Genomic DNA, 12,455 nt, shown 5'->3' with positions numbered 1-12,455 from the left:
ACTTTGTTTCCCAGGCAGAACCCCCCAAAGAAACACTTCCTCCCACCCCCGAATAAGCGTGGCTCAGCGGTTCCCTAAGCGAGGCGCAAGGATAAATCGCGCTGCGTCGCAGGTGGGGGAGTTGAGCCTTTCCGTCTGAAGGTCTGGGGAGCCATCTCGGGAGCCGCGCGCCTACGCGGACTTGGTCTTGCGGGTGAAGATGTCGTTCATGTGCTCAGCGCCGTCGCGGATCTCGGGCCTGAGCTGGTGGCGGTAGACGGTCTCGGTGATTTTCGTGCTGGAGTGGCCCACGAGGATGCTGATCTTCTCCATGGGGACGTCGTGGTCACTCATGATGGAGACGAACGTGTGCCGCAGTTCGCGGGGGCACCACTCGGTGGGGTTGAGGTTCGCGGCCTTCAGGATCTTGCGGAACCGGTGGCGGACGTGTTGCGCGGCGTACGGACGGCCGTCCTCGTGGCAGAACACGAGGTTGTTGTCTTGGTACGCCTTTCCTGCCTTGAGCTTCTCGGCCGCCTGCTGCTTCTTGAGGGTGCGGAGCGCGTCCACCCCCATGTCGGCGATGCCGAGACCGCGTCGGCTCAGCGTCGTTTTGGTCTCGCCCTTGTGCCGGTCGGCTCGGAGGACGTAGACGGTTGCTTTGTCGAAATCGACGTCGCTCCACTTGAGGGTGCGGAGTTCCTCCGTGCGGAGCCCGGAGACGATGCCCAGGACGACGTAGGCGCCGATTCGGTGTTGGGGCTTGCTCGCCTCTTCGAGTAGGGCTGTGGCCTGTCGCAGGCTGAGTGAGCGTGACTTACGGGTGGGCTTGCCGGTCGGGGTGTCGACCAGTTCGGCGACGTTCCGGCCGATGCGGTCATGGCGCGCCGCTCTGCGAATCGACCTCGTGAGGATGCTGTGCACGATGCCGAGAGAGGACGAGGTGAGCTGCTCTGCTCTGCCGTTGAGCCACTTCTCGACGTCATCGGCTGTGAGTTCCTTGAGGAGGGTCCGGCCGATGAACGGGACGAGCTGGTTATCGGTGAGTGACCGGTAGACCTCGTTGGTCGCCTGTGATTTGCCGGACGAGGCGAACGCGGTGAGCCAGTCTTCTACCGCGTCGCGGACGCAGTAGTTGCGATTCGTCTTGACGCCCTTTTCCAGCTCTTCGGCGAGTTCCCTGAGCTTGTCCTTGACCTCGGCCTTGGTCTTGCCCTTCCTCTTGGGACGCTTGCGCTTGCCGTTGGGGTGGTAGCCGAGTGAGATCGCGCCGGTCCATCCGCCGTTTTCCTGGTAGATCGACGCCTGGTAGTTACCGATCATGATTTCTGCCAAGGGGATGCCTCCTTGGGGTGGGGATTTGGGTGGTTCTTGATCGGTCGCGAGCTGCCTGCGTCCGTGTGACGGCGCGGGTCGGTGACGCCTCCGTTCGAGAGAGCGGGGGGGCGTCACGGCCCGAGTCGTTCTGTGGACGCTGGCGTAGATCGAGTTGTCAAGAACCGGGTGCCCAAGGGCCTTCCGTATGGGCGGCGTGCCCTGGGCCTACGCACGACTCTAACTCAAGACGTCCCTAGACGTCCCTGGTTCTTGGTGGCGTTCTCTTCCAGGGAGGTGACGAACTCGGCGAGGTGCCGATCAGTGATGCGGCGCAGCTTGCCGATCTTGATGCTGCGGAGTTGGCCGGTGCGGATCAGGAAGTAGACCTTGTCCCGTCCGATGTTGAGGATGTCGGCCACTTGTTCGACGGTGTACGCCTGTATGGGGCACCACCTCCTCTCGCCCGGTGACCCGGGCATGTGCGTGATGTGGGTCGGTGATCATCTCCTTGGTTGCGGTGGGTGCTCGTCTCTGTCTCGTCTCACGGACCTCTCCGGCGCCCATACGTGCAGGCGCACGCGCGTGAGATGAGACGGTGAGACGACTACCGAGTGTGATCGGGTGCCTTGTAGCGGCCTCGTCCGACTTGGACGGCGCGGCCGGTCTTCACCAGCTCGGCGAGGCGCCGGTAGAGGGTCGGTCGGCTCAGTTGCGTGATCATCAGTAGGTGGGCGATCGGAAGCCCCTCGTCCGGCGCGCCGTCCAGGGCTCCCCTCAGCGCCATTTCGGCGCGGTCTTCGCGGGACGGCGTCACGAGGACGGACGGGGGAGGGGCGGGCGTCATGCGTGCCTCCTCCAGGGCGCGCCGAGAGACCTCGTCCAGCGCCGGACGGGTGGCCGCGTGGCGCTCTGCGGTGTCGGCCACGGTGGCATCGGTGAGCAGGTAGGCGCGGGCGCGTCGGGGTGTGTCGTGTTCGGGGGCGGAGAGGAGGAACTTGCCGGGGGCGTTGAGGGTGTGGGCGTGCCATCCGGCGCTAAGCATCCCTTGCCCGAGGATGAGATCGACGTCCTTGCGTTCCCGGACGCGGAAGCTCACGCGCACGTCCATCTGAGACCGGACGGCGCCCTTGCCCATGGCCTTCTGTGTGGGCCGCTGAGTGGCCGCGATCAGCGTCACGGCCACAGCGCGTCCCCGCCGCGCGATTGAGTCGGTGTCGCTGGCGGCTTCGGGAGCGTCATCGGCGAGTTCGGCGTACTCGTCCACGATGATGACCAGTGCCGGAAGGTCCGGCGTCGGCTCCCACACGCGCCGACCATGCGCAGTGAGCCAGTCGGCGCGCGCCTCCAGGACGGTGACGGCGTCGCGCAGCATGGCGCGGGCTTGTTCCGGTGTGGTGGCGAGTCGATCGATACAGGACGCCCACGGCTGCAACTCCATGCCGCGCTTGAGGTCGATGGCCCAGATGACCACGTCCCGGCATGCGCTGAGATTGCCTATCAGGACGTTGATTCCGCCGCTCTTGCCCGAACCGGCCACACCTCCGAAGAGGCCGTGACGTCGCAGCAGCAGAACACGCGCGCCGGTTGCGTCTTCGAACGGGCCGAGGTCGATCGGCTCGGCAATGGACGAGACAGACGGTCCGGGCCACGGGATCGCGTCGGCGTGCGGGTCGGTGTCGAGGACCCGCAACTCGAAACGATTGGCTTTGTCGTCGCGCGTCGGAGAGACCCGCACAGCACCCCGGAACGTCCCAAGCGCCGACTCGATAGCCGGAACCTTCCCGATGACGTCCTGAATCGTTTGGCCGCGTGCCAGGGCGAAGCGTGCGCGCCATCCCCACACATCCACCACCGCGGACTGTGCCCGTGATCCGGCGAGGCCGACCGATTGCGCGATTTCCGGCCACGCGGCTATCTGCCGATCGACACGCACCTTGGCGCGCCGCCTGCGATGCACCCACCACGGTAGGGCGAGCACGAACCCGCCGCCGGCGAGCATGAGGGGCAGCGGCCGGTACGCGATGCCGAGTGCGGTAGCGGCAGAGAGCCACCCACCGGCGCCCAGGGCGACGGTAGCGGCATAGATCCGCTCGATTCGGAGAGCGAGGCCGACCCGTTCCCCGAACAGGGCGAGAGCCCAAGCGATGGCCGTTGCGAGGCCCAGCATCCATGGCCACCACTCCGGGTGTGTGAGGTGCAAGAGCGTCGCCCCAAGGACGAGGGCAGCCACCATGTAGACCGGTGCCAGCTCCGATCGGTACCGCCACATGGCCCGCGCGACGAGGACGCCCGCGACGTCGGGGAAAGGCCCGTCGCTGTCGATGACCACCATGGGTTGAAGCCCATTGCGGCGCATCTTGTGGGCGTGCCGCCGCATCTGACGTGTCCGGCTCATGAGCGCCCCCAAGTGTCCGGGGGCAGATGCCCTTGCGCGCGAAGCTCGTCGCGCAGGTAGTACAGCGGATCCGGCTCGGCATCCCGTTCCGCCTTGAGGGTGGCGCGTCCAGCGGCCACCAGGTTCGCGCGGTCCCGCCGCACCGTGGCCAGAACGGACGCAAGCCGAGTGACTTCGGAGACGAGTGCGGGGACGTCGGCGAGCGCCGCGTAAAGGCGAAGCCACAAGTCCTCAATGGACGGCATCGCGGCGGACAGATTCGAGACGATTTCACGCGCGGCGAGATTGCGCGTTCGTACCTCCTGAACGTTGACCTTGACGTGCGGCGGGATATCAGGCACCAGGGCATCCCTCCCTTCGGTCGGGGGACGTCAGTGCTGAGAAAGCGACTGGACGAGGACGGACACCATTCGGCGAATCTCCGGCGCGGCACTGGTCGCGGCAAGAAAGAACCCGAATAGCAGGCACACGGCGATGTGCCAGCTACGCAGTCCCATGTACCGCCACGCGACCCACACCACCGCGCCGAGGATCACCACCAGGGGAACCGAAACCTCCACAGACTCACCCCCTTCACAGCCACAGGTCCGGGAACCGGGAGCCGCGCCCCCGCCGGATCCACCGGGCGCGGGCGCGGCACTTGCGGCACCGCCGGTTACCGGGCTCGACACGTGCGCCGCACGCGCACGCGTGGCCGGTGATGACGCGAGGCATGCGCTGCATCCTCACCGCCCCGCCGGAACACGCTGGGGCGTGTCGTCACACGTACGGGTGCGGGTGCTGAGCAGTCGCACGGAGGCCGCGCCGCAGCGGGACGACTCGGTACGGCCACGCGCGGCCCGGCGCTCCTCGTTGTGGATGCCGATGACGAGCATGGCGAAGATGCCGCAGGTGGAGCCCGCGAGGAAGACGGCGATGATCGATGCCAGGACGAGGATCATGTGCGATCACTCCTCTCGTAAGGCCCGTTTCCGGCGGGGGCGGTTTCGGGCGTTCGGTGGCTTACGAGAAAGAGAATGCGCGTGACCTGGGGGACGAGATCACTACATGACTGGACGTGTTCATGACGTCCTTCTAGGGTTGATCGCGTCCCAGGACGTCCCGGATCCCGGACGGGTGCATGCCGAACGAACGCCTACGCGCAGCCTTGCTAGAGCAGGGCCTGACTATCGCCACGCTCGCCGAATCGATCGACGTGGACCCCAAAACGGTAGAACGCTGGATCACCAAAGACCGCACTCCATACCGGCGGCACCGTTACGCAGTGGCTTCACGCTTGGGCGTAGACGAGACGTTCCTCTGGCCGGACGCACTTTCCAACGACCAAGTCACCGCAGCGTCCAGCAGCGAACTGGTGACGATCTACCCGCACCGGACGTCCGTCCCAAGGGACGCATGGGGACGTCTCTTCGCCGCAGCCGAGGAAGAGATCAGCATCCTGGTCTACGCGGGCCTGTTCCTCTCCGAAGACGCCGGAATTCAGCGCACGTTGACGGACAAGGCCAAAGCAGGCGTCCGCGTCCGCATCCTCCTGGGCGACCCGGACAGCCCACAGGTAGCCGAACGCGGCACAGACGAGGGCGTAGACGAGGCCATGGCCGCCAAGATCCGCAACGCCCTCGTCCTCTACAAGAACCTGCGCAAGCAAGACGGCGTAGAGTTCCGCTTCCACCGCACGGTGCTCTACAACTCCATCTACCGCGCAGATGACCAGCTCCTCGTCAACACCCACGTCTACGGCGTCACGGCCCCACACGCCCCCGTCTGGCACCTACGCCGCATAGCCGGCGGAGACCTGGTCAACACCTACCTAGAAAGCTTCGAACGCGTCTGGGAAGGCGCCACACCCATACCGGGGGACTGACCTCATGGGCCGCAGAATCGACTACTACGACGACCCCAACGCCCCCAAGGCCAACAGCCTCGTCCCGTCCGTCAACGTAGTCGTCGAGAACGACAACGGCGAGATTCTCCTGATCCGCCGCACCGACAACGACAACTGGGCGCTACCAGGCGGCGCAATAGATTTAGGCGAGTCCGTAACCCAAGCCGCCATTCGCGAAACCAAAGAAGAAACGGGAATTGACGTTAAGATCACCGGCCTAGTAGGCATCTACAGCGACCCCAAACACGTAATTCACTACACGAGCAACAACGAAGTCCGTCAGGAGTTCTCTATAGTCTTGACCGCATCCCCAGTTGCTGGTGACCCAGTTCTTAGTGACGAGTCCTCTGCAGTTATGTGGACACCTGCGCTGAGCACTGGGAGCTTGCGGATGGATCGAACGATGAGGTTGCGGCTGCGGCAGTATATTTTTGAGAGAAGCTCGACACCCTTTATTCGCTAGAACTAACTATTGGCGAGTGCTGCCGTGTAGTGAAGGCCCTGTAGACGACAGGAGAGGATGTGGCGATTAATCAGAAATATTTCCTTGCTCTCTGATCCAGTTAGTCAGCTCAATAGCCTCGGCTCTGACTTCTTCGTCCTGAAGGAGGAGGTCAGTTGCTGTGTGGGCGATGATCCGGGTTCCGCCGAACTCATTCGCAAACGCGCGGAACCAATCGTGGAGGTCAAGTCCGTCAAGACGTTCGAGGCAGAGTCTCACTTCATCCGGAGTTCCCGGGACCGAAGGCGACCAGTCAGGAAAGTCGCCGGAACGCCACCTCAAGAAAGCTCTCCTAATGAGTTCCTCGGGAGGATGAGCCCCTACCAGGTACCCGATCATGTCCGGACCTTTGGACGGTATGTCCTTGTTGGGGCGCTGATCGCCATCCAGGATGCCCATGATTTTTATCGAGCTGGCATAGCGAACCTGGATGTCTTGAACGCTCTTCGTCACTCCAGACTCGCCGCTCCTGACTGGACATATTTCGAGACGCTTTAGCGTCTCACGATCGACTGAGGAAATCACAGCTTGAAGTAGTTCAGACGCGACTTCGTCCTCCACAAGAACTAGCGCAGCGATATTGGGTCGTATGCCCAGATGATCCGATACGGTGGTGACCGGGAGTCCACATCGAAGGCTAGGTTCGGGAAGAGAAGATATGAGTGATATGTTTCGAGAGGAGAGCTTGCCGAAAAAGCCAGGTGAATGAGTAGAGACGATGAGACATAGGTCTCGGTCCACGGCCGCGGCAACGATAGCGTCTACGAGCAAATTCTGCGAAAAAAACGCTAGATGACTTTCAGGTTCCTCAATCAGCACTATGGATCCAGTTGGCAGCGCCTCTAGCCGCCACAACAAGTAGGACGCGGAAAGCTCGCCGCGTCCCATCTGTGGCAGGGCATATCTCTTCCCCATTGATTCGACTTCAAAATACGGTACAGGACTGTCGTCTTCACTAAATGCGGTAACCTCGTATACCAGGAGTTCAGAATAATCTCTTCGCAACACATAGGAAAGCATTTCGAGTTGTTTTCGAGAAAAGTGAGTGGGATCGATTCCTTCTAGTAGATCAGTTGGTTGAGCGTCTCGCCTAAATTTGCCGAGTATGTCTTCCGTCTCGGTGGCCGGGTCTATGTATTCAATGTTTCCGGTAAATGTATTGTTCGCCTGGTTGGAATCGAGTTCAAGCTCAACATGGAAGGAATTTTCCGAATGCTCTCCTTCGATCTGGATCTTCTTTAGCCAAGGGGGCGCGCTTGGAACCAAAGCTTGTTCCGGAGAAACTGGCCCTGCAACACACCGCCAGATAGCGCCGAGGAGAGTCGACTTCCCAGCTCCGTTTCCACCGGCGATAATGTTCAGCCCAGGGCTAAGGTTTGCGGAATGGTTTTCCCCAGTCCAAGTTTCTAGCTGCAACTCCTTTAGATGAGTCGTGTAGCGACGCTCGGAAAGCTTCCGGAGCCGCTGCTGGCGTTCGATGAATCTCACAGCCATCCTTGGGCACCCCATCCGACTTCCGTGCAGTAGCTCGCCAGGGTACGCTCAGGACTCTGGTTGCCTGCGACTTGTCCCCACGCCCGCTCGGCCGGTTCCATGAAGTCCGGGGTGGGAAAATGGGGTCCTAGCAATTCTGTTAGAACCATTGATCCGGTCATGTCGCGGAGTACAACAGAAGAAACATCGGCTACGCGAGATGTTGCTCGATCGTGGAAAATCGCTCGAGGAATTGCCGAAGTCGCATCGATGTCCCGGGTGCGTTGCACTCGCCACGACTCTACCTCTTGAACCGTCTTGGCCAGGTATTCACCGCAAGAGTCTAGCAAGCCTTCTTTGGCAAGCTTTGCGGCCATGCATAGCCACGTGTGGATGGTTGCTTTATTCGGTTTTAGGTTGACTGGTTGCTCGTGAATAGGAAGGTTGAGGTAAAAGTTGAGCGCAGTCCTCGCTCTTAGTATTGTCTCTTCCTTGAAAGGCTCATGCTTGCGATAACGGGTTGTAATGCGAAGTGCGGTGACCTTCTCGGTCAACGTGCCCTGCTCCAGGACCAGCAAGAATCTGGAAATTAGGTCATCATACGCCATGCGAGCATTGGAAAAGCCGAGACTGTCTGGGTTCATTCCCAGTGGCTTTGCCCATTCGACCAGCTCTTTGACTTGATTCCTGGCGGGCCCAATAAATGCATTGCGCTTCTCTGCTTCAGTGAGGGTCATCGGTTGATTGAGGCGAAAGAATAGCTCGTGTGGTTCTTCCGGGGTGTAGTCATGAAGTTCAAAAATTCGGATGGCAAATGATTCGAATTCGTCACGAAGACCCTCGGGCAATTGGCCATATCGCAGCCCATCGTAAGCTTCGAATCCGGGGACGATGGGCTCTATAGTTGCATCAACTGGAAAAGACCCTTGCATGAAGTCACGTATTGACGTCAGTCGCTGCTGTCCATCCAAAACGTCGAATTTTCCTTCACCTTTCGAGACTAGGTGAATTGGCGGCACATGCCACTTGCGAAGAATCGTGTCAATGAGGCGCTGCTTTTTTGGAGTGGTCCATACTTCGCCTCGTTGAAATTCCGGCTGGAGGTCGATTACTTTGCGTTCGATCCGTCGAAATATCGTCGCAATGTCCGGATCGCTTGTCTGAAATCTCATAGCCTATCTGCCTATTATTGGCCTTTATTGGTAAGCATTTGGCGGGTTGATGGCATCATACCGGGTTTGCATCAAACAGTTCAGGCGGTGCTTGCTTGAGTGCGCGTTCCACTGTGTGTACGGCATCGGTCAGCAAGGGTGCAGCCAGGTTGATGCACTTCGTCACTACGTTTCCTGTCCCGTAGCGGTCACGAATCTCCGCCAGTCTATCGACGATGGTTACCGTGCTCCCGTCTGGTGTGGTGGTCATGTCAGAGTAGACGAGGAATTCGCTGAGGGGAGGCGGTTTAGCTGTGAAGTCAGTCGTGAGTTCGGTACCTAGGCCGCGTTCGCGGGCTTCGATTAGGGCGCAGGAGTGGTGGGCGACGAGGCGGCATAGGTGGGGGTCGGCCTGGTGGGTGTCGCGGAGATAGCGGGCGCCGTCAAGAGGGTGGAAGCCGGTTTCGACGAGGTCGGGGGCGTATCCGATGTCGTGGAGCCAGGCGGCGGCTTCGAGGCGGTCTGCCTGGTCGCCGAGGATGGGGGCGAGGGTGCGGGCTTGGCGGGCTACGCCTTGGGTGTGTGCCCAGCGGCGGGGGAGTGGGGTTTCCAGGTGCTTGCGTGCGAGGTTGCGTGCCCATGCGGCGGTGTTCTTGTTCATGGGTCGGACGCTACGGGGGTGCGGGTGGACGTCCACGGGCGTGTGTGGCTCATCTGGGGACGTCTTGGCGGACGTAGCGTCCTTTGCCGTGGACGCAGGTGACCAGGCCAGCGGTTTCGAGGGTGATGAGGGCTGTCCGCGCCGTGGAGCGAGATACGCCGTAGCGTCGGGAGAGCTGGGCCTCGCTCGGTAGGGCATCGCCCGGTTGGAGGCGTCCGTCCTCGATCTGGTGGCGTAGGTTCGCGGCGATGTTCTCGGAACGGGTGCGTGGTTTGGTGGCCTCGTCCCGGACGAGGCGTCCTACCCCGGTGCGGACGGTAATGAGTCCCTCGTCTTTCAAGACTGACAGGGCCCGCCGCACGGTGTTGCGGGCAACGCCGAACTCGGCGCAGAAGGCGGCCTCGCTCGGTAGGTGGGTGCCGGGGGCGTAGGTGCCGTCTGTGAGGCGCTGGCGTAGCGCGTTGGTGATGCGCGTGTAGGTGCCCCATGCCGTGCGGCGGGTCATGTCAGAGTTGCTCGTCCCGTAGGGGGTCGAATGCCGCTGCGACCCAGGGCGTGAGCAGGATGGCGAGTTTGTCAGCGGCGAGTTCGGACTTCCGGCATGGGGTGAGCCATAGGCCGGTGCTGGATTGGTACCACCAGGCGCCATCGCCCCAGGCCACGGACACGCTCTCGCCGATGGTCGGGGTGCACTTGGAGTAGATGCGCAGGAGGTGGCGCGGTCCGGTGGTGCGGAGTTGGGTCTTCCATCCGTTCCGGCGCATCACCAGGGAGAGGAGGGTGAGGTGCCAGCGTGCGCGCCATGGGCCGCTGTAGGTGGGCAGAGGGAGCGCGGCCGGTGCATTTGGGGGAATCCACACCGGCCGCGCCACCTCCTCCCCACCCCGAGAGGCCGCGCTCCCCTTCGCGGCCTCCTCTGGTGACGGCTGCGGAGATTGATGCCGCGCCATCACCAGGTCTCCACGCGCGCGACCTCAGCGCGTGCCGCCTCGTGGACGAGCGCTTCGCGCAGTCCGGCGGGGCTGGATCGGATCACCGTGGGGTCCACTCCGGCGTGCGGGTCGTGCAAGCTGGCGACCCAGTCTCCGAGACGTCCGTCCCAACGCACCGCGCGCCAGATGCGGTGACCGGTGAAGTCCCGGCGCAACTGGGCGAGTGCCTCGTCCGCCGCTCGCGCGTCGGCCTCGTAAAGGTTGGGGGCGGCCTTCTGGGGCCATTCGGTGGACATGGTGGCTCCTTGCCTTGCGTGTGGAGGCTTCGGGCGAAGTGGTGTCTTCGCGGTGTGTGTTGAGCCTTCCGTCCGGGGTGGGACCTCTCCATCGGCATCTAGGGACGTCTTGGGACGTCTTCTGTTAGCGTCGCTTGTGCGTCGTTCTCACTTGCACTGCGGGAGGTCCGGTGAACGACTTGTTGCGACGTGCCCTTGCCGACGCGAACCTGACCGAAGCCGGCGCTGCGGCCCGATTGGGTGTAGACCCCAAGACCGTCCACCGGTGGCTCTCTGGGCGTGTGCCCTACCCGCGCCATCGCGCGCGGGTCGCGTCCCTGGTCGGGCGTGATGAGGCGGACTTGTGGCCGCAACTCGCCGTAGCGAACGTCCGGGCAGAGCCAGCAGTGATCGACGTCCTAGCGACCTATCCGCACCGGTGGGCCGTCCCCCGTCCGGTCTGGCAGCAGCTCTTCTGGGGCGCGCGGGACGAGATCGGTGTCCTGGCTTACGCGGGACTCTTCCTCGCCGAGGACACCGGCATCATGCGCGCACTCGCTGAGAGAGCGCATGACGGCGTCTCAGTGCGCGTTCTGCTCGGTGACCCGGACGGAACGTGTGTCGCTGAGCGCGGCAGTGACGAGGGTGTAGGCGAGTCCATGGCCGCGAAGATCCGCAACGCCCTCGTCCACTACCGGGCTCTGCGGGACGTGGAGGGCGTTGAGATCCGGCTGCATGACACCGTCCTCTACAACTCCATCTACCGCGCCGATGACGATCTACTGATCAACCCGCACGCCTACGGCATCGCTGCATCCCAAGCGCCTGTCTTGCATCTACGAAGGGCTGAGGATGGCGACATGGCGAGCACATACCTGGAGAGCTTCGCTCGCGTATGGGTGAACGCTCGTGCGTTGAGCTGATAACGATGACCTCGCTGGAGTAATATTGGGGCCGGATCACTGACTTGATCATGGGGAGAGTTCATGTCGCGAGTTGTGCAGCGTCGCCAAGAGTTGCAAGACCTAATCTCAAAGAATGAAGACTTTGAAACAGAGATGTCGCATTGGCAGCAGGGTGCCGAAGTCTCTCCGGATAAGGTTCGAAGAGTTCAGCGAGACTATGGGAAGTGGTATATGGCAGCCAAGTCGATGTTAGATGGAGAGCAACTGGAAAAGTTTGTCGACATGTATGAGGGAGGGGCATGGACTAACAGGGTTCGCGCGTTTTTGGTGGACCCGTTTACGAAGAACGATTTCTATAACCCGGACCAGGAGAATCCGCTCATCAGTGAGTGGAAGGTTGAGTTTCAAGGCACGGTTCGAGACTCTCTGGTAACTCAACGGCAGATCCTCATTCAGGAACTTCATGCCGAGAGTGATGTAATCGGCACGCTCGATGAACTCGCTAGCATCTTCCGTAGGCTGCCAGACTACCTGCGCACCTTGAAGAATAAAGCATCGAATAACGTGCCCGCTCCGAATATTGCAAAAGAAAAAGATCTGCAAATCGTCATACTGGCGACCTTGAGATTGCTTTACGTAAATGTGAGTGACGAAGATCCGGCTTCGAAGCATGCTGGTGGAAGTTCAATACCAGACTTCATGATTCGCGATATTGGTGTAGCTGTTGAAATAAAGATGGTGCGAGAAGGACAAAAAGACAAGGATGTGGGTGCCGAGTTGCTTGTCGATTGGGGGCGCTACCCTAAGCACCCCGACTGTCAGGCCATCTTTGCAATCGTTTACGATCCAAAAGAGGTTCTCGACAACCCCAACTCTCTTGAGGATGACTTGTCCCAGGATGGCCCTGGAATCCCGACTAGGGTGATTGTAATTCGGTAGATTGTTCGGAATAGCAGCGGGCAGGGCCCAGTCACGGCTCA

General features: G+C 61.5%; 16 protein-coding genes. 4 read left to right on the top strand and 12 right to left on the bottom strand.

Features of this window, described 5'->3' with window-relative positions; all coding sequences use genetic code 11:
- Positions 1-171 precede the first annotated feature (171 nt).
- From E1281_RS15465 to E1281_RS15440, 6 genes are all read right to left on the bottom strand, one after another.
- Positions 172-1,314: a site-specific integrase gene (locus E1281_RS15465; RefSeq protein ID WP_131878689.1), complete on the bottom strand. Its 1,143-nt coding sequence runs from the start codon at positions 1,312-1,314 to the stop codon at positions 172-174.
- A 224-nt stretch (positions 1,315-1,538) separates the two neighbouring features.
- Positions 1,539-1,775, bottom strand: a complete 237-nt coding sequence (locus tag E1281_RS15460; RefSeq protein WP_131878687.1) for a helix-turn-helix domain-containing protein — start codon at positions 1,773-1,775, stop codon at positions 1,539-1,541.
- Positions 1,776-1,900: 125 nt separating this feature from the next.
- Positions 1,901-3,628 carry an FtsK/SpoIIIE domain-containing protein gene (locus E1281_RS15455; RefSeq protein WP_243716985.1) on the bottom strand — a complete coding sequence of 576 codons (1,728 nt, stop codon included), beginning with the start codon at positions 3,626-3,628 and terminating at the stop codon, positions 1,901-1,903.
- A gap of 59 nt (positions 3,629-3,687) precedes the next feature.
- A complete protein-coding gene (locus E1281_RS15450; RefSeq protein ID WP_131878683.1) occupies positions 3,688-4,032 on the bottom strand; it encodes a hypothetical protein in 345 nt (114 codons plus the stop codon).
- A 30-nt stretch (positions 4,033-4,062) separates the two neighbouring features.
- A complete protein-coding gene (locus tag E1281_RS15445) occupies positions 4,063-4,251 on the bottom strand; it encodes a hypothetical protein (RefSeq protein ID WP_131878682.1) in 189 nt (62 codons plus the stop codon).
- A gap of 165 nt (positions 4,252-4,416) precedes the next feature.
- Entirely contained in the window at positions 4,417-4,632 is a 216-nt protein-coding gene (locus E1281_RS15440; protein WP_131878680.1) for a hypothetical protein, read from the bottom strand.
- Between the two features lie 179 nt (positions 4,633-4,811).
- On the opposite strand from E1281_RS15440, the gene E1281_RS15435 reads away from it, so the two are divergent.
- Complete coding sequence (locus E1281_RS15435; RefSeq protein WP_131878678.1) at positions 4,812-5,555, top strand: XRE family transcriptional regulator; 744 nt, start codon at positions 4,812-4,814, stop codon at positions 5,553-5,555.
- Positions 5,556-5,559: 4 nt separating this feature from the next.
- On the top strand, positions 5,560-6,039 hold the full coding sequence (locus E1281_RS15430; RefSeq protein ID WP_131878676.1) for an NUDIX domain-containing protein: 480 nt from the start codon (positions 5,560-5,562) through the stop codon (positions 6,037-6,039).
- Positions 6,040-6,105: 66 nt separating this feature from the next.
- Here E1281_RS15430 and E1281_RS15425 read toward each other — a convergent pair whose 3' ends face one another.
- The 6 genes from E1281_RS15425 to E1281_RS15400 all read right to left on the bottom strand — a co-directional run bounded on the left by E1281_RS15425 (position 6,106) and on the right by E1281_RS15400 (position 10,591).
- Complete coding sequence (locus E1281_RS15425; RefSeq protein WP_165958944.1) at positions 6,106-7,566, bottom strand: AAA family ATPase; 1,461 nt, start codon at positions 7,564-7,566, stop codon at positions 6,106-6,108.
- Positions 7,563-8,723: a DUF262 domain-containing protein gene (locus E1281_RS15420; RefSeq protein ID WP_131878672.1), complete on the bottom strand. Its 1,161-nt coding sequence runs from the start codon at positions 8,721-8,723 to the stop codon at positions 7,563-7,565. Before E1281_RS15420 ends, E1281_RS15425 begins: the two co-directional genes overlap by 4 nt.
- 55 nt (positions 8,724-8,778) lie before the next feature.
- On the bottom strand, positions 8,779-9,363 hold the full coding sequence (locus E1281_RS15415) for an HD domain-containing protein (RefSeq protein ID WP_131878670.1): 585 nt from the start codon (positions 9,361-9,363) through the stop codon (positions 8,779-8,781).
- A gap of 49 nt (positions 9,364-9,412) precedes the next feature.
- On the bottom strand, positions 9,413-9,868 hold the full coding sequence (locus tag E1281_RS15410) for a winged helix-turn-helix domain-containing protein (protein ID WP_131878668.1): 456 nt from the start codon (positions 9,866-9,868) through the stop codon (positions 9,413-9,415).
- Between the two features lies 1 nt (position 9,869).
- On the bottom strand, positions 9,870-10,223 hold the full coding sequence (locus E1281_RS15405) for a hypothetical protein (protein WP_131878666.1): 354 nt from the start codon (positions 10,221-10,223) through the stop codon (positions 9,870-9,872).
- Between the two features lie 89 nt (positions 10,224-10,312).
- Positions 10,313-10,591, bottom strand: a complete 279-nt coding sequence (locus E1281_RS15400; protein ID WP_131878664.1) for a hypothetical protein — start codon at positions 10,589-10,591, stop codon at positions 10,313-10,315.
- Between the two features lie 170 nt (positions 10,592-10,761).
- Here E1281_RS15400 and E1281_RS15395 point away from each other — a divergent pair, with 170 nt between their 5' ends.
- Positions 10,762-11,493 carry a DUF5919 domain-containing protein gene (locus tag E1281_RS15395; RefSeq protein WP_131878662.1) on the top strand — a complete coding sequence of 244 codons (732 nt, stop codon included), beginning with the start codon at positions 10,762-10,764 and terminating at the stop codon, positions 11,491-11,493.
- Between the two features lie 63 nt (positions 11,494-11,556).
- Complete coding sequence (locus tag E1281_RS15390; RefSeq protein WP_131878660.1) at positions 11,557-12,414, top strand: hypothetical protein; 858 nt, start codon at positions 11,557-11,559, stop codon at positions 12,412-12,414.
- The last annotated feature ends 41 nt before the right edge of the window (positions 12,415-12,455 follow it).

The sequence above is a fragment of the Actinomadura sp. KC345 genome, from assembly GCF_004348515.1.
Taxonomy (GTDB): domain Bacteria; phylum Actinomycetota; class Actinomycetes; order Streptosporangiales; family Streptosporangiaceae; genus Spirillospora.
This window is presented reverse-complemented; position numbering and strand designations above follow the sequence as displayed.

Coding starts and splice junctions, on each gene's coding strand:
- E1281_RS15460 (WP_131878687.1), bottom strand. CDS start 1,775: ATGCCCGGGTCACCGGGCGAGAGGAGGTGGTGCCCCATACAGGCGTAC.
- E1281_RS15455 (WP_243716985.1), bottom strand. CDS start 3,628: ATGGTGGTCATCGACAGCGACGGGCCTTTCCCCGACGTCGCGGGCGTC.
- E1281_RS15440 (WP_131878680.1), bottom strand. CDS start 4,632: ATGATCCTCGTCCTGGCATCGATCATCGCCGTCTTCCTCGCGGGCTCC.
- E1281_RS15435 (WP_131878678.1), top strand. CDS start 4,812: ATGCCGAACGAACGCCTACGCGCAGCCTTGCTAGAGCAGGGCCTGACT.
- E1281_RS15430 (WP_131878676.1), top strand. CDS start 5,560: ATGGGCCGCAGAATCGACTACTACGACGACCCCAACGCCCCCAAGGCC.
- E1281_RS15420 (WP_131878672.1), bottom strand. CDS start 8,723: ATGAGATTTCAGACAAGCGATCCGGACATTGCGACGATATTTCGACGG.
- E1281_RS15415 (WP_131878670.1), bottom strand. CDS start 9,363: ATGAACAAGAACACCGCCGCATGGGCACGCAACCTCGCACGCAAGCAC.
- E1281_RS15410 (WP_131878668.1), bottom strand. CDS start 9,868: ATGACCCGCCGCACGGCATGGGGCACCTACACGCGCATCACCAACGCG.
- E1281_RS15400 (WP_131878664.1), bottom strand. CDS start 10,591: ATGTCCACCGAATGGCCCCAGAAGGCCGCCCCCAACCTTTACGAGGCC.
- E1281_RS15390 (WP_131878660.1), top strand. CDS start 11,557: ATGTCGCGAGTTGTGCAGCGTCGCCAAGAGTTGCAAGACCTAATCTCA.